Genomic DNA, 20,335 nt, shown 5'->3' on the forward strand with positions numbered 1-20,335 from the left:
GGACGATGTGAACGCGAGGTCGGCCCGACGCCGCCAAGCACGCCGTTTTTTACGCTCGGATTCGTACCGCTGGGCAGTATGGAACCTTCCCGTGACGGGGCAAAAGCGGATGCCGAGAGCGCCGAGCGCGTCCTCCGCGAGGACCCCGTGATGGCGGAACTGCTCGACAAGCACGACCCGTACACGGAATCGAACTGGACGGAGTACGAACGGCTCTGTATCTCCATCATCAACCAGCAGTTATCGACGGCGAGCGCCGCGGCGGTGAAAGAGCGCGTCTTCGCCCTGCTCGGCGAGGTGACGCCGGAGACGGTGCTGGACGCGGGCGAGGCAGACCTTCGGGACGCCGGGCTTTCGCGCACGAAAGTCGAGTACCTGAAGAACGCGGCGCGCGCGTTCCGGCGGAACGATTTTACCGCGGAAGGGCTGGCCGCGCACTCGAACGAGGAGGTCGTGGACGCGCTGACCGAAATCAAAGGCGTCGGCGACTGGACCGCACGGATGTACCTGTTGTTCGTGCTGGAACGGGAGGACATCCTTCCGCTCGGAGACCTCGCGGTTCGGCGCGGAATTCAGCAGTTGTACGGCGACGGCGAGGAACTGACGCGCGAGGAGATGCGCGAAATCGGCGAGCGGTGGCGGCCCTACCGCTCGGTTGCGACCCGATACATCTGGGCCGAGTACGAATCGGAGTGAGCGGAGAACGCTTCGAGAGAGCGGAGAACGCTTCCGATGCGGCGGTCGCTTGTGCTCGTATCTGAAGCGGAGAGAAAACGTGGTTGCCGTCGTTCCGTCGCGTTCACCGCGAGTCCGAACTATCAGTCGTCGTGGCCGTGTCCGTGGTCGCCGTCGTGGTCGTCATCATCGTGACCGTGGCCGTGGTCATGTCCGTGGTCGTGACCGTGGCCGCCATGGCCGTGACCGTGATCGTGGTCACGGATTCGCCGCCACACGGCGTGTTTCGTATCGAGGTGACCTTCGCCGTGGTAGGTCGGGTCGTCGAGGTCGCGGGTCGTGGCTTCGAGGTGTTCGCGCACTTCGCCGGGCGTCGCGTCCGGGTTGACGCTCTTGACGAGCGCGGCGACCGCCGCCACTTGCGGCGACGCCATGCTCGTTCCTCCCTTCCAACCGTACGCGGGGACCATGTCCGCGTCGTCGTCCTCGTCGCCCCACTCGAAGACCGTGCTCAGTACCAAGTCGTACTGAGCGTTGGCGTCCTCGGGTGCGTCCTGGTCGAAGTTTCCGCCCGGGGCGCTGATGTCGATGGCTTCCGCGCCGTAGTTGGTGTAGTACGCCGGTTCCCACGTCGGCTTTCGCAAGTGATGCAGCGCCCGCTTGTAGTGGTGACGGTCGTGGTGCCAACCGCCGTGGCCGCGTTTCTCCTCGTGTTTCTCCTTCCGCTGTTCGTCGTCCCAGAGGAAGCCGATGGGACCGGTGGCGCTGATGCTCATCACGTTGTCGGCCTCGTTCGGGAGGCTGATCACGTCGCCGTCGGCGTCGAGGTTGGCCGAATCGTTCCCCGCCGCCGCGACGAGGAGCGTCCCGTTCTCGTTTGCGTATCCCGACGCACGTTCGATAGTCTCCTGTAGCAGTGCCGTATCGGAATCGTTCGGGAGCGGGTACGCGCCGAGGCTCATGTTCGCCACGTCGGACTCGATGTCAGCACTGTACACCATCGCGGCAACGATGTCGCCGAAGGTGGCGAACGGTCCCGTGAACACGCGAAGGGCAACGAGGTCGGTGTCCGGCGCGGTGCCGATAACGCCATCTTCGTTCGACCCGTCAGCGGCGATGATACCCGAGCAGTGCGTTCCGTGGTCGCTGAGTATCGGGTTGAAATCGCCGCCGTCGCCGGTAAAGTTCTTCGAGAGGTCGGTGTTGAGCGCGTGTTGGAGGTCCGGGTGGGTTTCGAGCGCACCCGAGTCGATAACCGAGACGCGCGTCCCTTCGCCGCGCGTCCTGCGGTGGACCTGTAGGACGTCCTGTGCCTGTTTGTCCCATTGAAGGTCGTAGCGCGTATCGTGGGGATGGTGATCCGGATGTTCGTGGTGTTCGGTCTCGGCTTGGTTGAGCTCCATCTCAACGTCTTTCGAGTAGCGCGTTCCGCTGACGTCGCTCTTCTCCGCCTTGACCACGGCGATGTCTATCTGGTCGAGATGATGGACGACTTCGAGTCCGTCGAGGACGTCCGACGGGGCATCTCGCAAATCGACGACATATCTGTCTTCGCGCGATTCCGCCGAAACGGTCGGCATCGTCAGTGTCAGTCCGCCAAGTGCAGCCCCTGCGCCCTTCAGGAAAGAACGGCGCGTCGGTTTTCGTGACATTCGGTTGCACATCCCATTACAAATATATTAATCTTAATACTCCATTATTGTTTAAAAATTTTAAAGATGTGTTTTTATTTAATGTCATTTAAACGAGTGAAGCCAGAGACAACGAGTTCAGTCGTCGTGGCCGTGACCGCGGGTGCCGTCGTGGTCGTCATCATCGTGACCATGGTCATCGTCGTGACCTCGGTGGCCGCCGTGACCTCGGTCGTGGTCATCATCGTGACCGTGACCGTGGCCACGACCGTGGTCGTGGTCGTCGTCCCCTATTTCCTCCCAAACCGCTCGGGCGGTATCGAGGTGTCCCTCGCCGTGGTAGGTCGGGTCGTCGAGGTCGCGGGCCGTGGCTTCGAGGTGTTCGCGCACTTCGCCGGGCGTCGCGTCCGGGTTGACGCTCTTGACGAGCGCGGCGACCGCCGCCACTTGCGGCGACGCCATGCTCGTCCCCGCCTTCCAACCGTAGTCGGCGACGCGCTCGCCGTCCGATTCGGTGAAGACGGTGCTCAGAACGAGGTCGTAGTACCATTTGGAATCGGTGCCGATGGCGTCCTGATCCGCGTTGCCGCCGGGAGCACTGATGTCCACCGCTTCCGCGCCGTAGTTGGTGTAGAAGGCGGGTTCGTACGTCGGTTTTCGAAGGTGGTGAAGCGCGGCGTGGTAGTTGCGCTTTTCCCTTCCGCTCCCCTCGTCGTCCCACCGATAGCCGATGGGACCGGTGGCGCTGATGCTCATCACGTTGTCGGCCTCGTTCGGGAGGCTGATCACGTCGCCGTCGGCGTCGAGGTTGGCCGAATCGTTCCCCGCTGCCGCGACCACGAGCGTTCCCTGTTCGTTCGCGTACGAGGCCGCGCGCTCGATGGCATCGCGGACGACCGCGGTGTCGGAATCCTTCGGCATCGGATACGCGCCGAGACTCATGTTCGCCGCATCCGATCCGATATCCCCGCTGTACACCATCGCCGCGATGATATCGCCGAAGGTGGCGGTCGGCCCGGAGAACACGCGAAGGGCGACGAGGTCGGTGCCAGGCGCGGTTCCGGTGACACCCTTGCCGTTCCGGTCGTCGGCGGCGATGATACCCGAGCAGTGCGTTCCGTGGTCGCTCTCGACCGGATTGAAGTCACCGCCGTCATCGGTGAAGTTCTTCGAGAGGTCGGTGTTGAGCGCGGATTGCAGGTCCGGATGGTCTTCGAACGCACCCGAGTCGATGACCGAAACGCGCGTCCCTTCACCGCGCGTCCTGCGGTGAACGCGCGGAACGTCCTGCGCTTGTTTGTCCCACTGAAGTCGATACAACGGGTCGCTCATCCGCTTGTGTCGGTCGTGTTCGTCCCCGTGATGTTCCACCTCGGGGAACGTGACAGTCATCTCTACGTCCTTCGAATACCGAGTTCCGCTCATCTTCGCGTCGTCGGCCCTGACGACGGCGATGTCGATTTGGTCGAGCCGGTGGACGACTTCGACATCGGCCAAATCGCTTTCGCTCACGGACCGGAGGTCGAGAATGTATCGGTCTTCCGACGAACTCGCGGAAATCGTCGGCACCGTCATCGTCAGCCCTGCGAGGGCCACCCCTGCACCTTTCAAAAAGGAACGTCGAGTTGGTTTTTGTGACATTCCGGTAGATATCAATTGTTCCTTGTTTTAACGTTATGTATTCCGGCAACAGATAACGCGTGTCTAGGCGACGGTGATAACGCGTGTCCAGACGGCGGGAACGAATACGACGGAAATGAATGCGACGGAAATGAACGCGACGGGACGACACTCGCGGACGGGGGTGGCTTCCGCGAAAACAGGTTCGAAGTCGGGTCCTCGTTCGCGGCGCCGTGGTGGCGCCGCGTTGAAGCGATACAGCCGTCTCGATGGTGACTAGAAACTCTCCGAGGGTTCCAACTCGACCGCGAGGTCGAGGTACGACTCTATCGGCATGTTCGGCTCGTCGAACCGGACTTTCTCACCCTCTCGGTCGAGAATACCGGCCGCTTCCATCTTCGGGAGATGTTTATGACGCAATTCCGTGAGAACGTCCTCCTCGTCGTGCTCCGTCGTGCGGTCGTCCCACTCGACGATTCGTTCGGCGAGTTCCTCGCATTCGGCGGAATTGTCGCTGTTTCGAAGGTGATAGAGAACGTATCGGCGATGATGGTCGGAGAGGACCTCCATTATCGTATCGAGCTCGTCCGGCCTACCCCAGTCATCCTCCGAATTCGTACCTGTAACACTAGTCGAGTTGGAACTCATCGTTACTAGCATTGTTACGAGAGAAACGCAAAAGAACGATGCCTACACACCTAGGTATGGTTCGGTGGGTCGTCAGAACCCTTTGCCGAGCAGTTCGCGGGCGATGATGTTCTTCTGGATTTCAGTCGTGCCCTCGTAAATCTGGGTAATCTTCGCGTCGCGGTAGAGTCGTTCCACGTCGAAGTCGTTGACGTAGCCCGAACCGCCGTGAATCTGGACCGCTTCGTCGGCGCATTCGACCGCGACGCGCGAGGAGAACTCCTTCGCCATCGAGGCGAGTTGGGTCAGTTGCCCGTCGCCGTTGGCGACGCTCCACGCGGATTTGTAGGTGAGATTACGCGCGGCCTCGGTCTTCGTGTGCATCTCGGCGAGTTTGTGCTGGATGGCTTGGAAGTCGCTGATTGAACGTCCGAACTGCTCGCGCTCTTGGGCGTAGTCGAGCGCGCGTTCACAGGCACCCTTGGCGATACCGACACCCTGCGCGGCGACGGCCGTCCGGGTTTCGTCGAAGAACTGCATGAGTTGGAGGAAGCCCATGCCGCGCGTGCCGACGAGGTTCTCCTCGGGAACGCGCACGTCGTCGAAGATGAGTTCGGCGGTGTCGGAGGCGCGGATACCGAGTTTGCCCGTTATCTTGTCGGCCTCGAATCCGTCGCGGTCGGACTCGACGATAATCTGTGAGAACCCGGCGTAGCGGTCGTCGGCGTCGGGGTCGGTCTTCGTCATGACGACGAAGTAGTCGCCGATGGACCCGTTCGTGATCCACATCTTGTTGCCGTTGATGACCCACTCGTCGCCGTCCTTCTCGGCGGTCGTGGAGACGGAGGAAACGTCCGAACCGGTGTCGGGTTCGCTGATGGCGGTCCCCATGACGGCATCGCCCGCCGCGACCGGCGCGAGATACTTCTCTTTCTGCTCTTCGGTCCCGAACTCGCGGATGGCGTCCCCGCCGAAGGCCGTGCTCGTGATGCAGAGACCGATACCGGGGTCCACGGCGAACAGTTCCTCGACGATGATGGCGACTTCGAGGGGTGAGTAACCCGCGCCACCGTACTCGATGGGGATGTTCGCGCCGGTCAGACCCATCTCGGCCGCCTTGTCGATAATCTCCCACGGATACTTCTCCTTCTGGTCGTACTCCTTCGCGATGGGTTCGACCTCGTTCTTTGCGAACCGCCGCACTTCGTCACGGATGGCTTGCTGCTCGTCTGTCAGCTCGAAGTCCATGTGCATGAGTTACGGGGCAACGAATAAATCGTTTTGTAACCGGATATAAACTGGGAGACTGTTTATTAGCTCGGAGAGAGAAACGTTGAAACACCCCCGTAACGAGGTTTCTTACATGGAGCTCGAAGATATCAACACCATAGCGGTTCTCGGAGCTGGCAATATGGGCCACGGAATCGCGGAAGTCGCCGCACTCGCGGGATTCGACGTGAACCTGCGCGACATCAAAGACGAGTTCGTCCAGAACGGCTACGAGAGTATCGAATGGAGCCTCGACAAACTCGCCGAGAAAGAGCAGATCAGCGAGGCGGAGGCCGACGCCGCGCTCGACCGCGTGACGCCCCTCGTGGACTTCGAGGAAGCCGTCTCCGACGCCGACTTCGTTATCGAGGCCGTCCCAGAGAAGATGGCCATCAAGAAGGACGTGTACGGCGAGCTCGAGGAGTACGCACCCGACCGAGCCATCTTCGCCACGAACACGTCCAGCCTCTCGATAACCGAACTGTCCGAGGTGACGAACCGCCCCGAGCGGTTCTGCGGGATGCACTTTTTCAACCCGCCGGTTCGGATGCAACTCGTCGAAGTCATCACGGGCGAACACACCGACGAGGACGTTCTCGACGTGACCGAGGAGTTGGCCGAGGAGATGGGCAAGACGCCGGTTCGCGTGCGCAAGGACAGCCCCGGATTCATCGTCAACCGCGTGCTCGTCCCCCTGATGAACGAGGCGGCGTGGATCGTCGAGTCCGGCGACGCCACCGTCGAGGAAGTCGACAGCGCGACGAAGTTCGACATAGGCCTGCCGATGGGTAGTTTCGAACTCGCGGATCAGGTCGGCATCGACGTCGGCTACCACGTCCTCGAATACATGCACGAGGTGCTCGGCGACGCCTACGAGCCGTGTCCGCTCCTCGCCGAGAAGGTCGAGGAAGGCGACCTCGGCAAGAAGACCGGCGAGGGGTTTTACGACTACGAGAACGGCGGCGTCGATATCCCGACCGACGCCGGAAGCGAGGACATCGTACTCCGTCTGCAGGCCGTGATGGCGAACGAGGTGGCGAACCTCGTCGGCAACGACGTCGCGCCCGCGAGCGAGATAGACGAAGCGGTCATGCTCGGCGCTGGCTTCCCCGAAGGCCCGGCCCGGATGGCCGACGACGCCGGACTGGACACCCTGCTCGAAACGCTCGAATCCCTCCACGAGGAAACCGGTGCGGCGCGGTACGAGCCCGCGGACTACCTCGAAGAGCGCGCCGACATCGGCGGTTTCGCCGACCAGACCGAGGACGAGGGCATCGAGTTCGAGGCCATCCGCATCGAGAAGCCGGGCGAGATGGTCGGGCAAATCGTCCTCGACCGACCGCACCGCATGAACACCATCAGCGGGCAACTACTCGACGAACTGTCCGAAGCCATCGACCAGTTGGAGGCGGACGACGAGGTTCGCGCCGTCCTCATCACGGGCGAGGGTGACAAGGCGTTCTCCGCCGGTGCGGACGTCCAGAGCATGGCCGCGGGCGGTGCCGACCCGATTGGAGCCATCGAACTCTCGCGCAAGGGTCAGGAGACGTTCGGCAAACTCGAATCCTGTTCGATGCCGGTGGTCGCCGGAATCGACGGCTACTGTCTCGGCGGCGGGATGGAGCTGTCCATGTGCGCCGACCTCCGAATCGCCAGCGAGCGCTCCGAACTCGGACAGCCGGAACACGACCTCGGCCTCCTGCCGGGCTGGGGCGGCACCCAGCGCCTCCAGCACATCGTTGGCGAAGGTCGAGCCAAAGAGATCATCTTCACGGCCGACCGCTTCGAGCCCGAGACGATGGCCGACTACGGCTTCGTGAACGAGGTCGTTCCGACTGACGAGTTCGAGGACCGCGCGTTCGAGCTCGCCGCGAACCTCGCGGGCGGCCCGCCCATCGCCCAGAAGTTCACGAAGCGCGCGATGCTCAAGGGCTGGGAGAGCACGGAAGCCGGACTCGAAATCGAAGCCCAAGCGTTCGGCCACCTGATGGCCACCGACGACCTGATGGAAGGCATCACCGCCTTCATGGGGAAGCAGGAACCCGAGTTCGAAGGGAAGTAAACTGCTATCCCTTCCCACAAGGGATGGCACCGATTGACGCGGAATCCGCCCGCTGTCGGTCGATAACGGAAGGTTTAAACTAGTCCACCAGAAAGCAATGAGTGCGAAGAAGCGTAGGACGCTCGGTTGGTGTAGTCCGGCCAATCATCTTGGCCTTTCGAGCCGAGGACCAGGGTTCAAATCCCTGACCGAGCATATTTCTGAACGAACGAAGTGAGTGAAGAAGACGCGGAGCGTCGGGGATTTGAAGTACGGAAGAAGCAGTCTCGCCGAAGGCGAGGAAGCGTCTTCAGGTGGTTCAAATCCCTGACCGAGCACTTTTCGAGGAACAAAGTTCTCGTAAGCCGGGCGGGACCGAAGGTCCCGTTGGAAGCCGGCGCGAAGCGCCGGCGACGAAGCGAACGGGAGCAGGGAAGACGCGGTTTGTCTTCCCGTGTGATAAGAAGCGATGCGTAGGGAAGGATTTGAGCAGACGAGACGCATGCCCGGACCGTCTCGGCAAGTTCAAATCCCTGACCGAGCATTTTCCCGATTTCAGTTCCGCAAGCGACCGCTGTGTGGTCGCTCCTCCCCACGTCGAGGCTCTGCTTTGAAGTGACATCTCACTCACCAACACTAAAATATCAGAGATAAAAACAGACAGCAAACAACAAAATGCGGAGAAAACGGCCGATAAACCGTGAAAACATATGACGTGTACTCGGCCGTTCAAATAGTCTAGCGGATATCTTTATTATTCCCGGATTCCTTTCTATGACACGTCAGACGATGCGTTCGCCACCCGTGAGAAGGAAATAAGTCGCAGATACATACGATATGACCACAGCAGGCGATTCATCATTCGGCGTCGGAAGCGGTCTTCTCTTTACCGCCGCGATGGGGAGAGGGGACGATAGCGACTGCGTACGCCAACTCTCCGTCGGCGACGGGAGCGACCGAAACGTCCTCATCGTGACGTACAACCGAGCGCCGGAAGTCGTGTACAAACACTGGGAGTCGCGCATCGGCGACGAACCGACGGAGTTCGGCGTCGTCGCCGTCGGTGGCGGTGGTGCACGGACCGGAACGCACCGGTTGCAACCCGGCGACGACAACGACGTCTCGCTTGCGAACCCCGCCAGTCTCGGCCGACTCGAAACCACGATTCACCTATATCTGGACGAGTGGGCCGCGAACGACTATCCGACGATACTCTGTTTCGACTCGATTTCGGCGGTGCTTCGTCACGTGGACCGGACGACCGCGTTTCGATTCCTGCACTCGCTGACGGAGTTTCTCCGCCAACGCGATATCGTCGCGCACTTCCATCTCGACCCGGACCAGCACGACGAGACGACGGTAGCCATGCTACGCTCGCTGTTCGATGTCGCTGGCGAATGTCACGAAAGCGGGTTCGAGAAACCCGTCCCCGCCGAAATTCTCTCGTCGCTTCTCGGCGCGCCGCGCCGCCGACTGGTCTGTCGTTACCTTTCCGAAGTCGTGGATTCCGCGCCCATCTCGGCTATCGCGGAGCAGGTCGCCGCGTGGGAGCGGTCGGGAACGCCGAGCGAAAACGAGATAGAACGTGTTCACATCACTCTTCATCACGTCCATCTCCCGGCGTTGGCCGCGGTCGGCGTTCTCGAACGCGACGAAGAGACCGTCTCCGCAAGGACCGAGGCGGAGACGTTGAAACAATACGTCCGGTTGACGGCGGACGACGCCGCGACGGGGACGACACCCGTCTTTCCGGGCCAAGAGCCGGTTCGAATCGACGACCGGGCGATGGACGAGTCGAGCGAAGCGTACTGGACGGTGTACGGGACGGCGCCCGATTCGGTCGTCGTGACGCTCGCACGGGCGCTCGGCGACGTTTCGGACAGCCACGCGACGGAACTACGGCCCGTCCTCGCCGAGGTCATCGACATCGACGCGTTGCAGCGACTCGCCGAACACACCGATATCTCGGTCTACGCGACGTTCGAGTACGAAGGATACGAAGTGGTGGTCGATAGCGGTGAGATCAAACTCTACGACTCACGCTAGCCACTCGTCCGGTTTCGTGTTGTAATCCACGTCCGTCGCCGCGATGTCCTCGACTTCGCTCCACGGCAAGTCGCGCATCTCGAACTCGTTGCCGTCGTAGCGGATGAGTTTTCCTTGCTCCTCGGGTTCCGGTTCGCGGTCGCGCCGCCGGGCGATTTCGGCGTCGCGTTCGTCGATTTCCTTCACGATGGTCTTCAGGTTCACCGGGTGGCCCCAGAGGTCGTAGATGCGCTCCAGCGTACGCGTCGCTTGGTCGAGGTCGAGCATGACGCCGTTGTAGTGGTGGCCGAGCAGGAGTTCGCTCTTGTTGTCGTAGTTGCCGTCGTAGACGGCCATCGTCGGCTTCCCGAAGTTGGTGAACTGGAGCATCAACTTCTTCTTTACGTCCTCGTACTCCGTGCTCGTCACCCGGTAGTCGCCGGTCGTCCGACTGAACTCGTAGGTGAAGTAGTCGTTATCGACCACGAACTCCTTCGTCAGGAAGCCGTCGAGGAACGTCACGTCGTTGTGACTGGACCGGACTTCGTACATCCGGTCCCACCCGGCGGTGTACGCCACGTCCGCCATCGCTTCCTCGACGCTTTCGTACCGCTCGTCGTCCATCATGTAGCGGGCGTACTGCTCCAAATCCGCTTGCGGGATGGCTTCGAGGAAGCCCTGATTCTGGAGTTTGCAGAGCGAGAAGTGTCGCTCGGCGAGCCCCTCGTAGGTGAGCACTTTCCACGGATGGGAATCGACGTCGATTTCGCCCTCCTCGGCGCGCTCCAGCGCCTCCGCGTCGACCGTCTCGGACGGGAGCGATTCGAGGTCGGAAAGCGTCTCCGACGATATCGTTTCGAGCGCCGGGTCGGGTTCGATGAGGTCCGCAACGCGGTCGAAATCCACCACGTCGTGGAAGTTACGCCACGTGATTCCCTTCACGCGGAGGAGCTTCCGAACGACCTCGCGCCGGTTTTCGGTGTTCTCGATGTACTCCCACAGCTGTTTGCCGAGTTTGTAGGGATTCAGCCCCGGCGACCCGAGGACGCGCGCTTGGTGGTCGGCGTACTCGATGAACTCGTCCGCGCCCGCGAAGCACTCCTCGCCCATCATCATCGACTCCCAATAGGCGGCCCACCCTTCGTTCATCACCTTCGTCGTCTTCTGGGCCGCGAAGTAGTAGGACTCCGTGCGGAGCATCTCCAGAATCTCCGTCTGCCACTCCTCCATCTCGACCGCCTTGCCCTCCTCGGGGTCGTAGGCGTGCCCGTGGTCGCGGAGGTACGCGAGGATGTCCTTTTCCGGTTCTTCGAGCGTTCCGGCCTGTTTTTCCTGTTGAGCTTCCAGCCACTCGTCGTCGAACACCTCGTCACGAACCTCGTCGCTGAGGTTCATGTCTTCCAGTTGGTCCGCGAGTTCGTCGGTCTCGTGCTCCTCGTCTTCGACCCGGTGCTGGTTTTTGAACGCCTGATGCTGGTCGATGTTGTCCTGCAGACAGAGCACGTTGTCGATCCACTTCTCGACCTCCTCGCGGTCGATTTCGGGGTCGGCCATGATACGACGCACGCGGTCGGCGTGGCGCGAGAGGAGCGCCGCCGCGTCGAGGTCGTCCGCGAACATCCGATACCAGCGGTTGTTGGCGAAGAAGTCCGAGTGGGCTTCGACGTGGGTGATGACCGCCTTCTGGTCCGCGAGGCTGTTGGACTGCTGGAGGAAGGCGTGAGCCGGGTCGTCGTTGATGACGATTTCGAACGCCTTGCCCCCGCCGAACTGCCCCTGCTTTTGCTGGCGGTCGTACTTCATCCCCCAGCGCCAGTGCGGGTATCGCTCCTGAAACCCGTCGTAGGCGATGAGTTCGTTCATCTCGTCGTAATCGACGATCCAGTACTTCACGGGGTAGGGGTCGAGCCCGAGTTTCCGCGCGAGTTTTCGCGCTTCCACGACCGGTTCGCGCACCTGTTCCGCCTCGCGCTGCGTTTCGATTCGCTCGTTCATGATGCCTCCGTGCTCAGGATTTCGTAAATCGCACTCGTCACGTCCTCCGGGCCGTTGACGTAGCTGACGGCGACGTTATCCGTCTCGGCGAAGTGCCGTTCGACCTCCTCCGCGTGGGTCGCGTTGATGGCCTTGCCCTCCGGTTGCGTTTCGACGTAGGCGTGCAGGTTCGCCGGAATCTCCTCCATCCGGGGGATGACGTTCTCCTCCGTGTCGTTCCGGCTGTTCTCGCTGTCGCCCGCCGCGAACACGTAGCGGTTCCAGTCGGCCCACGGGTACTCCTCTTCGAGGATTTGGCCCGCGAGTTCGTAGGCCGACGATATTTTCGTCCCCCCGCCCGACCGGATACCGAAGAAATCGTCGCGTTCGACCCGCCACGCCTCCGCGTCGTGGGCGATGTAGACGAACTCCGCCGTGTCGTACTTTCCGGTGAGGTACCAGTCCAGCGGGGTGAACGTCCGCTCGACCAGTTCTCGTTTCTTCTCGCGCATCGACCCGGACACGTCGCGGATGTTGACGACGACGACGTTCTTCTCGCGCTCCTCGATGATTTCGGGGTAGCGGTAGCGTTCGTCCTCCCGCCGGAACGGGATGTTCTTGACGCCGTGTTCCCGAATCTTCTGCGCGGTGCTCGTCGGCTGGACGTTCGACTCCATCTCCTCGATGCTCTCCCACTTCGAGCGCTCGTCTTCGGGCAGGTCGTCGTAGTTCTCCTCGACCCACCGCTTCGAGACGGTGAGGTTGTTTTCCCGCGCCCAGCGGAACACCTCGTCCGGTCCCCAGCCCTCGACGCCCATCGCTTCGCGGATGTAGTCGGGGTCGAAGTCCATCGCGAGCTTGCGTTTCAGCCCCTCCTTGAACATGCGCTCGAAGTCGAGCGTGCTGTCGGGGCCGGTCTTCGTCATATCGGTGAAGTCGCCCTCTATCTCCTCGATGACTTCCTTGCCCTTCGGTTGGAGGTTCAACCCGAGTTCGTCGTCGAGTTCCTCGGCGAACTCCTCCGGGTCCATCTCGTAGTAGCCGTGTTCGTCCGACTCGTCGCCAGGGTCGCCCTCGTCCCCGTCGTCGCCGGGTTGTGGCTGTGGCTGGCCGACCGGGTCGCCCACGTCGGGTTCCCCTTGGCCGACGCCGCCCTTGTCGCGGCGGTCGTACTGGAACTCCGGGAGGTCCACGATTTTGATGGGGATGTGAATCTCGTCCGGGAGACTCTGACCGAGGTCACCGTACTGGATGAACTCGGCGAGGTCCTCGCGGCGGTCCTCGCCGACTTCGCTGTACCGTTCGAGGTCGTCTCTCAGTCCCATTTGTAGCTCACCTGATTCATGACGTGCTGACTCGTCAGTTCCGCCGAGGCGGGCGAGTAGCCGAACAGGTCCTGTAGGTTCTGGATGGTCTGTTCTTTCACCTCGGCCGTCTCGGTGTTCTTCGGCGGATTCTCCCACTGGCTCGGGTTGAAATCCTCGTAGACACGGTGCACGTCGTCCCAGTCGTTGTTTGCAAGCACTGTTTTGATGATCGGAACCTCCTTCGGGTCGATGTTGCCGACTTCGAACTCCTCGTTCCGGTTCTCCCACGCGTGGCGGTTCAGGGCGGTGATGACCTTGTTCCGGCGGAACTCGGCCACCGCGGGGCTCGCCTCGTGGTTCGCCTCGTAGGCGTCGGGGGTGAACCGGCCGAGGTGCTCCGTCTCGAACACCTTCATCTTCAGCGCGTCCGGTTCGATACGCTCGCCGCGTTCGTTTTCGACCTCCTCGCCGGTCGCCCACGCGTAGACGTGTTCGATGTACTCGGCGACGGTCTCCTCGTCCACGCGCCGGTCGCGCATGATGGCGTCCAGCACGTCGCCCTCCTGCTGTTGGAAGATGTAGTTTTTCACGGGGACGAGGCGGTTTTCGTACTCGGTGCGCTCCGCCGCGGAGAAGACGGGGGCGTCACCGATGCTCTCGGCCATCACGTTGAGAACGTCGCGGGGCATGATGACCTGCTCGACGTCGTAGTCGGAGTGGTGGCGGTCACGGATTTCGTTGAGCAGTCCGGCAATGATATCACGGGTGTACGTGACCGGGATGCCGCCCGACCCGTCCGTCGCGTCGTCGTCGAAGTCGAAGTCGTCCTTCTCGATGCGCTCGTCGCCGTCCAGCAGGTAGCCGCGGTCGAAGAGGACGGCCTTGTCCACGAGGTCGAGTCCGGCGGGCACGTCGCTCGCGTCGAGTCGGGACACCACGCTGTACAGCGCGGCGGCTTCGATGGCGTGGGGAGCGAGTTCGCGCTCGTTGATGGCGTCGCCGTCCCGAACCCGCACGCCGACCGGTTCCCGAATCCGGGCGTCGAGTTCGTCGTACACGTCCGCCTGCCACACCGCCGTCTCGTTCGTGAGTTCGCGCCTGATGAGTTCGGCCTCCAAACTGAGATTCGTGAGGTAGCGGAACTCCCGACGGTCGAGGCGGCGCTTCAGCGCGCGGAGGGGGTCCGCTCCCCCGGCGTCCGCGTGTTGGTTCAACTGCGCTTCGAGGTCGGGGTTCGAGATGATGACGAGTTGCGTGTCGATGTCCATCTGGATGCCCTTGTCCAGTTTCACCGCCTTCTCGTCCGGCACGTTGAGCAGTTTCTGGAGCAAGTCGGCGTGTTGGGCAGCGTCCTCCACGATGGTCAGCAGGCCGTTGCCCTGCGAGAGCACGCCGTCGTAGCTGAACGCCTGCGGGTTCTTGCGCCCCCGCGAGTCGAGTTCCTGCAACATCCCCTGCATCCAACTGCCGACCAGTCGCTGTTTCGGGCGGCCGCTGTCCTCCGAGTGGAGGACGCCGATGCCGTCGCCGACGTCAACGACGTAGTTCTTCACCCGGAGGTGCGCCGGGTCGGTGATGGCTGAGAACAGTTCTTCCTCACCGTCGCGTCGGTACTGCTCTTCCAGATAGTCGTAAGCCTCCCGGCTGAACGGGTCGAGTTTCCCCTCGACGAGGATGTCGAGGTGGTCGTCGATGGTGTCGTTCAGCCTGTCGAGCAGTCGCTCGCGCACCCGCGGCGGGAAGACGAGCAGCGGATGCGACTGAACGGGACTGGCGAACCAGTTCTCCTCGCTCGTCGCAACCGCGTCGTCGCCGTAGGTGAGTCCCGGCGCGTCCGTCGCGGTGGCGATGTTCCACTCGACGGTGTAGCGCCGTCCCTCGGGCGTCTTCGAGTACTCGCGGAGTCCGTTGACGAGACAGCGTTTCAGCTCGGACTTCCCGGTCGCCGTCGGCCCGGCGAACCAGATTATCTTCTCCTCCTTGCCGCGCCGCGCCGCGATGGACCGCAGGTCGTCCACGAACGCGTTGAGCACCTCGGTGTTGCCGAGGATGGCGTGTTCCCCGTCGTTGTGGGGGTCGTCGAAGAAGCGGTAGCGCTCCTTCTCCTCGCCCTCTTCGACCACCGTTCGAGTCCCCATGGACTCGATGGCTTCGAGGAGGTACTTGCTCGCGTGCGAGGCGATGGTCGGGTTTTCGAACGCCGCGTCTACGTACTCCGCGAGGCTCATCGGCTCCTCGTACGTCTCGCGGAGTTCACGGTTCGCGTCGTCGATGTAGTCGCTCCCTTCGGTCACTGGTCACTCCTCCATTTCGGCGCGGGCGACTTCCGCCCCGGCGAATTCGAGCACCTCCTTCGCGCCCTCGCGTGAGTAGCCCTGCTCCATGAGCGCGTCCACCCACGCGTTCTGTTCGTCGTTGTCCATTTCATTCGCCGACACCAACGCCGAGAAGTTGATGTTGTGTTTCTTGTCCTCCCAGAGTTTGCGCTCCAAGGCGCGGCGCAGGCGGTCGTTGTCCTGCGGGTCGAACGCCTGCCCCTCGCGGGCGCGCCGCGACACCCAGTTCGACACTTCCTGCCGGAAGTCGTCCTTGCGGTCGCGGGGAACCTCCAACTTCTCCTCAACGGCGCGCAGGAAGCTCTCGTCGGGTTCCTGCTCGCGCCCCGTGAGTTCGTCCTCGACGGTGGCGTTGTCGATGTAGGCCATCACGTGGTCCATGTACTTCTCACCCTGCCGCTGGATTTCGTCGATGTCGTAGGCGAGCGCGTGGCGCACGTCCTCGATGGCGCGTTCGCGGTACTCTCCGCGGACCGTTTCGAGGTAGCGGTAGTAGGTCTCGAAGTTCTCCTCGGGGATGGACCCGTGGTTCTCCAAGTTCTCCTCGAAGTGGTTGAACACCGACAGCGGACTCAGGAAGCCGCGGCTCCGGTGCGTGGAGTTCATGATGGCCTCCGCGATTTCGTCGCCGATGAACCGCGCGGAGACGCCTTCCATCCCTTCGCCGATGTCGGCTTTCTCCTCGGCTTCCTCGCGGAGTTTCTTCACGTCGATGTCGTCGGTGTCCTCGATTTCGCCGTTGTAGGATTTGGCCTTCTGGAGGAGGTCCACCATCTCGGTGTCCGGCTCCTCGATGCGGGTCAACACGCCGAACAGCCCCGCCATCTCCAGGGTGTGCGGTTCGATGTGCACGTCGGGCACGTCCGCGTTGCGGAGCATCTTCCGGTAGATGTCGGCCTCGGACTCGTATTCGAGGACGTACGGGAAGTCGATGCGCTTCGTCCGGTCGTTGAACGCCTCCATCTTCTCGTCGCCCTTCTTGTCCCGGTACTCGGGCATGTTCGTCCGGCCGACGATGACCTGGTCGATGTCGATGCGGGGGTTGTTCTTCGGCTTGATGGTCTGTTCCTGGGTGGCGTGCAGGAAGTCGTAGAGGAACTCCCGCTGGAGTTTGAGCAGTTCCTCACCGCTGAAGATACCCCGGTTCGCGTTACAGAACGCGCCGGAGTAGTCGAACGCGCGCGGGTCGGATTCGCCGTAGATGGCGATCTTCGAGTAGTTGACGTCGCCCGTCAACTCCGTCTCGTCCTGGTTCTTCTTGTCCTTCGGCTCGAACGTTTCGACGGACTGGCGCTTGTTCTCGTCGGCGACGAGGCGGAATATCTCGATGTGGTTCTCGAGCACCTGCTTGATGTCGTCGTCGTAGTAGGCCAGCAGCGAATCCATGTAGAACTCGCTCGCGGGGTCGAGCGCCTGCTCGTTTTTGATGGTGTACGGCGCGTCCAACTCCTCGTTGATGTCGTCGATGACGCGCTGGCGCTGTTCGAGCGGCAGCAGGACGAGCGGGTCCTGATTCATCGGCGACCGAATCTCGTCGTCGGACGGGTCCTGGTCCGGAATGACGTCACAGAGGTTCGTCCACCGGAAGGTGTACAGTCGCCCCTCGTCGTGGAGGGTGTAGTCCTCGAAATACTTGCGGACCTGTCGGTCGAAGTCGGATTTACCCGACCCGACCGGTCCGAGGAGGAGCTTGATGCGTTTTTCGGGACCGAGCCCGCGCGCACCGCTCTTCACCTTGTTCACGAACTCGTGAATCGCACGGTGGATTTCACGCCCGTAGAACGTGTTCTCCCCGTCGAATATGGGGTCTTCGGACGCGAGTCGGTACTCGACGACGCCGGAGTCTTCGTCGTACTCCGTGCCGTAGTAGTCGAACATATCGGCGACTCGCTGGTGGGCGTTTCTAGCTACCTTCGGGTCTTCGTATACCTCTCGGAGGTACCAGTCGAAGGACTTCGTTTCACGGAGGTCTTCCGGCATCGATTCCTGGTAACTGCGGCTGAGGTCGTCCAGCGTTTCGATGTCACCTTTCATTGTATCACGCATTGTTTGGGACTTCGTATGGACCAAGGGAGAGAGAGACCGACCGGGCGGCCCGATACCGGCGGGAAGTACGTAGTCGACACGCATTCACAAAGTTGTGTCGGTCGGAACACCGCGATTGCTCTCCGGCGGGGCTTGTCGGGCGACGGCGAGCGCGCCCGCAGTAACTCCTGCGTCAATCGCGGGATCATTGTGCGTGCCATCCACCGCTTCGGAAACCAGTCGGCGTATTCCAGCGAAACCCATCCACCCGGAAGCGTATGGTTCGAGACCGTGTACCGTGCGGACTGCTACCACCCGATACTGTTTAATGGATAGGACGAGGCCATATATAACTGTTGCCCATGCACAAGATTCTTTTGATATAGATTAAGCATCCGAAAGACCCGAAGTTACGAACGAGTGGGCCTGTAGCGTTCAAATCGGCCATTGTGAAAAATCACACCGAACCCACCCTTTATATGCAAGGTCGATGCTCGTGGACTGACAACCCTTACACCCGTCCGCCGCCAACCGCCGTTCGTGTCCATCGAGAACCTCCCCGAGTCGTGGGTCGTCTGGAACGAGGAACCGAACGGTCGGTGCATCCTCGCCTACCGGCCGGACGTGTTCGACACGCGGCAGTTCCCGCCGGAGTGTATGCCGACGCTGTATCTCACGCAAGGGACCCCGAATCGGCCACCGCAGGAGCGCCGGGCGACCGACTCGTGGTATTTCGAGTTCTTCCTCGAACCGGAGGTCGCTTTGCCGCGGACGCCGCGGTTCTCCTCGCGCGATGAAGCATTGGAGGCCGCCGTCGCGCTCGCGGACGAGTTCGACCGCGGCGAAGTGGACTACCGGTCGTGGTATCTAGTTCCGCGCGAGGCGTACCTCGACAAACTGGACGAGTTGACCGGACGAACCGAGTAGCGGGATTTCGTCGTGGCGAGAGGCTTAACCGGCGGCCACACCTACGCCCGCCTATGTCCACCATCACGCTCGTCGGAACCCGCCTCGCGGACGTCGGTCAGGAGTTCGTCTATCAGGGCGAAGCCAGCGCCTGCGAGGGCTGTCCCTACAGAAACCAGTGTCTCAATCTCTCCGAGGGGGTGAAATATCGCGTCACGGACGTCAGGGATGGCGCACAGACGCTCCCCTGTGGCGTCCACGACGACGGCGTGAGCGCCGTCGAAGTCGAACCGGCGACCGTCCGCGCCAACGTCTCCGCGCGGAACGCCTACGCTGGGAGCAACGCGAAACTCGAAGGGCCGTGCCCGCACGTCGAGTGCCCGAGCCACGAGTTCTGCGAACCCACCGGTGCCGACTTCGACGAGGAGTACCGGATTTCGAAAATCGTCGGGGACCCTCCCCACGACTACTGCCACTTGGACCGCGACCTGACGCTCGTCGAGTTCGACGAGACGGACGAGTAATCAGTTCCCCAGCACGCCGATGTACTCCGCCGTGTAGCCGAAGATGTCCTCGTAGCCGTACGCCGACATCAACACCGGAACGAACGGGTTTTCGGCGACCAGTTCGTCCCCGTCGGCGGTTGCGAACGGCTCTCCCCGCTCGACCCGCTGGAAGTTCTCAACCAACACTTCGAACTCCGTGCCGCCGTTTTTCCGCACCGGTTGGTCCATCCGGAACACTTCCACCTCGTCCTGTTCGCCCGCATCGACCGGATTTTTGCCCTCCGGCAACGGAAGGGCACCCGTTCCCGCGAGGAACCCGCGAACAAGGTCGTAGGCGTTGTCGACCGCCTCGGGAGACCCTTGCAGGCCGCACTCGACCTCCAGCGTGTGCGGATGCGAGATGAGTTTTCCCTTCGTGAACTTGTCCGTCTCGACCAGTTGTGAGACCGGCAGGTACGGGCAGATGGACCGCGCGACCGCGTTCACCCGGTCCACGAGCGCGAACGGCCTCGCGTACGATTGCGTGGAGTGAAGCGAGAGGACCGTACAGTCCCGTAGCTCCGACACCAAGTCGTGCGCCAACCGCCGCTCGTACGTCTCCGCGTTCGGGTCGCCGGGGAAGACGCGGTTCAAGTCCTCGTTGACGTACCGGACGCCGCGTTCGAGCGCGCGCTCGTTGACGACGACGACCTTCACCGCCCGCTCCACGTCCGGGTCCTCCAACAGCAGTCTATCGACCGCCTTCGGACCGCACGGCTCGTCGCCGTGAATCCCGGCGACGACTGCCACTTCCGGCGTTCCTTCACCTAACTGCTCGATTCGCATTTACCGAAGTCAGGTGTCGAAGCTTGAAAGCGCTTTACACTCGCGATTTCGCGGCAAAAGGGTACCGTGTTGGCGACTACTCCAGCCCGTCAGCGTAGTCGAAATCCATCTCTCTGACGGTCGGCCGTTCCCCGTCCAGTTCTATTTTCCACCCGTGGAGCACCGTCGGGTCGTCCAACGCGTTCGTCATTTTCGTTCGCACGTCGGTGACGTTCACGCCGTAGAAGTCGCTCGGAACGCCGTGGAGGTACTGAAGCGCGGTTTCGAAGAGCGAGCGCATGCCGCTGTCGTCCTCGAAGTCGAAGTGTTTGTACGCGCCCGCCGCGACCTGCACCATTCCGTGGAGGAACGCGCTCTCGACCGACCCGTTGCCGTAGTTGTACCACTCGTCCTCGAAGCAGTCGTGGCTCTCGTGGAACTCCCCGGCGTTGAACAGTCGCACGCCGTGAACCACCGCCGTTCGAAGCGTTCCGTGTTCCCAGCAGTCTCGCTCCGGGAGCCACCCCGACGGGATTCGGCCGGTCGGTGGCGGGTCGGCGGTCGGGTCGCGTGTGTGGTCGTCCATTGC

15 protein-coding genes and 1 tRNA gene are annotated in these 20,335 nt (G+C 62.1%); 6 read left to right on the plus strand and 10 right to left on the minus strand.

The features are described 5' to 3' along the window. The first annotated feature begins 78 nt into the window (after positions 1-78). On the plus strand, positions 79-696 hold the full coding sequence (locus tag B208_RS0105505) for a DNA-3-methyladenine glycosylase family protein (protein ID WP_007977575.1): 618 nt from the start codon (positions 79-81) through the stop codon (positions 694-696). A gap of 122 nt (positions 697-818) precedes the next feature. Here B208_RS0105505 and B208_RS0105510 read toward each other — a convergent pair whose 3' ends face one another. The 4 genes from B208_RS0105510 to B208_RS0105525 form a co-directional block, all read right to left on the minus strand. Further along, entirely contained in the window at positions 819-2,327 is a 1,509-nt protein-coding gene (locus B208_RS0105510) for a S8 family peptidase (protein ID WP_139025486.1), read from the minus strand. Positions 2,328-2,444: 117 nt separating this feature from the next. Beyond that, entirely contained in the window at positions 2,445-3,947 is a 1,503-nt protein-coding gene (locus B208_RS0105515; RefSeq protein WP_139025487.1) for a S8 family peptidase, read from the minus strand. A 255-nt stretch (positions 3,948-4,202) separates the two neighbouring features. Further along, positions 4,203-4,496, minus strand: a complete 294-nt coding sequence (locus B208_RS0105520; protein ID WP_007977578.1) for a DUF7344 domain-containing protein — start codon at positions 4,494-4,496, stop codon at positions 4,203-4,205. 150 nt (positions 4,497-4,646) lie between these two features. Next, positions 4,647-5,801, minus strand: a complete 1,155-nt coding sequence (locus B208_RS0105525) for an acyl-CoA dehydrogenase family protein (protein WP_007977579.1) — start codon at positions 5,799-5,801, stop codon at positions 4,647-4,649. 115 nt (positions 5,802-5,916) lie between these two features. On the opposite strand from B208_RS0105525, the gene B208_RS0105530 reads away from it, so the two are divergent. From B208_RS0105530 to B208_RS0105540, 3 genes are all read left to right on the plus strand, one after another. Then, the gene (locus B208_RS0105530; RefSeq protein WP_007977580.1) at positions 5,917-7,884 is read left to right on the plus strand and encodes a 3-hydroxyacyl-CoA dehydrogenase/enoyl-CoA hydratase family protein; all 1,968 of its coding nucleotides are present in this window, start codon (positions 5,917-5,919) and stop codon (positions 7,882-7,884) included. A 120-nt stretch (positions 7,885-8,004) separates the two neighbouring features. Continuing rightward, positions 8,005-8,079: transfer RNA gene (locus B208_RS0105535), tRNA-Glu, on the plus strand. Positions 8,080-8,700: 621 nt separating this feature from the next. Next, positions 8,701-9,909: a DUF7504 family protein gene (locus tag B208_RS0105540; RefSeq protein WP_007977582.1), complete on the plus strand. Its 1,209-nt coding sequence runs from the start codon at positions 8,701-8,703 to the stop codon at positions 9,907-9,909. Here the strand turns inward: B208_RS0105540 and B208_RS0105545 are convergent. The 4 genes from B208_RS0105545 to B208_RS0105560 are packed head-to-tail and all read right to left on the minus strand — an operon-like array spanning position 9,901 to position 17,539. Beyond that, a complete protein-coding gene (locus tag B208_RS0105545; RefSeq protein ID WP_007977584.1) occupies positions 9,901-11,883 on the minus strand; it encodes a SpoVR family protein in 1,983 nt (660 codons plus the stop codon). The two genes, B208_RS0105540 and B208_RS0105545, sit on opposite strands and share 9 nt — an antisense overlap. Further along, entirely contained in the window at positions 11,880-13,187 is a 1,308-nt protein-coding gene (locus B208_RS0105550; protein WP_007977586.1) for a YeaH/YhbH family protein, read from the minus strand. The genes B208_RS0105545 and B208_RS0105550 overlap by 4 nt, the downstream gene beginning before the upstream one ends. Next, on the minus strand, positions 13,178-15,463 hold the full coding sequence (locus tag B208_RS0105555; protein ID WP_007977588.1) for a PrkA family serine protein kinase: 2,286 nt from the start codon (positions 15,461-15,463) through the stop codon (positions 13,178-13,180). Before B208_RS0105555 ends, B208_RS0105550 begins: the two co-directional genes overlap by 10 nt. Before the next feature lie 3 nt (positions 15,464-15,466). Then, the gene (locus tag B208_RS0105560) at positions 15,467-17,539 is read right to left on the minus strand and encodes a PrkA family serine protein kinase (protein ID WP_007977590.1); all 2,073 of its coding nucleotides are present in this window, start codon (positions 17,537-17,539) and stop codon (positions 15,467-15,469) included. Between the two features lie 531 nt (positions 17,540-18,070). Between B208_RS0105560 and B208_RS0105565 the strand changes: the two genes are divergently transcribed. Further along, complete coding sequence (locus B208_RS0105565) at positions 18,071-18,457, plus strand: DUF5820 family protein (RefSeq protein ID WP_007977592.1); 387 nt, start codon at positions 18,071-18,073, stop codon at positions 18,455-18,457. A gap of 53 nt (positions 18,458-18,510) precedes the next feature. Next, entirely contained in the window at positions 18,511-18,960 is a 450-nt protein-coding gene (locus B208_RS0105570) for a UPF0179 family protein (RefSeq protein WP_007977601.1), read from the plus strand. Here the strand turns inward: B208_RS0105570 and B208_RS0105575 are convergent, their stop codons facing one another. Further along, positions 18,961-19,767: a M99 family carboxypeptidase catalytic domain-containing protein gene (locus B208_RS0105575; RefSeq protein ID WP_007977602.1), complete on the minus strand. Its 807-nt coding sequence runs from the start codon at positions 19,765-19,767 to the stop codon at positions 18,961-18,963. 76 nt (positions 19,768-19,843) lie between these two features. Continuing rightward, positions 19,844-20,332, minus strand: coding sequence for a DUF309 domain-containing protein (locus B208_RS0105580; RefSeq protein WP_007977603.1), 489 nt, complete (start codon positions 20,330-20,332; stop codon positions 19,844-19,846). Positions 20,333-20,335: the final 3 nt, after the last annotated feature.

The organism is Haladaptatus paucihalophilus DX253, from assembly GCF_000376445.1.
In the GTDB taxonomy this organism is placed as follows: Archaea; Halobacteriota; Halobacteria; order Halobacteriales; family Haladaptataceae; genus Haladaptatus; species Haladaptatus paucihalophilus.

Bases quoted from the DNA above. Each gene is read 5' to 3' on its own strand.
- B208_RS0105505 (WP_007977575.1), top strand. From the start codon at position 79: ATGGAACCTTCCCGTGACGGGGCAAAAGCGGATGCCGAGAGCGCCGAG.
- B208_RS0105510 (WP_139025486.1), bottom strand. From the start codon at position 2,327: ATGTCACGAAAACCGACGCGCCGTTCTTTCCTGAAGGGCGCAGGGGCT.
- B208_RS0105515 (WP_139025487.1), bottom strand. From the start codon at position 3,947: ATGTCACAAAAACCAACTCGACGTTCCTTTTTGAAAGGTGCAGGGGTG.
- B208_RS0105520 (WP_007977578.1), bottom strand. From the start codon at position 4,496: ATGGAGGTCCTCTCCGACCATCATCGCCGATACGTTCTCTATCACCTT.
- B208_RS0105525 (WP_007977579.1), bottom strand. From the start codon at position 5,801: ATGGACTTCGAGCTGACAGACGAGCAGCAAGCCATCCGTGACGAAGTG.
- B208_RS0105530 (WP_007977580.1), top strand. From the start codon at position 5,917: ATGGAGCTCGAAGATATCAACACCATAGCGGTTCTCGGAGCTGGCAAT.
- B208_RS0105540 (WP_007977582.1), top strand. From the start codon at position 8,701: ATGACCACAGCAGGCGATTCATCATTCGGCGTCGGAAGCGGTCTTCTC.
- B208_RS0105545 (WP_007977584.1), bottom strand. From the start codon at position 11,883: ATGAACGAGCGAATCGAAACGCAGCGCGAGGCGGAACAGGTGCGCGAA.
- B208_RS0105550 (WP_007977586.1), bottom strand. From the start codon at position 13,187: ATGGGACTGAGAGACGACCTCGAACGGTACAGCGAAGTCGGCGAGGAC.
- B208_RS0105560 (WP_007977590.1), bottom strand. From the start codon at position 17,539: ATGAAAGGTGACATCGAAACGCTGGACGACCTCAGCCGCAGTTACCAG.
- B208_RS0105570 (WP_007977601.1), top strand. From the start codon at position 18,511: ATGTCCACCATCACGCTCGTCGGAACCCGCCTCGCGGACGTCGGTCAG.
- B208_RS0105575 (WP_007977602.1), bottom strand. From the start codon at position 19,767: ATGCGAATCGAGCAGTTAGGTGAAGGAACGCCGGAAGTGGCAGTCGTC.
- B208_RS0105580 (WP_007977603.1), bottom strand. From the start codon at position 20,332: ATGGACGACCACACACGCGACCCGACCGCCGACCCGCCACCGACCGGC.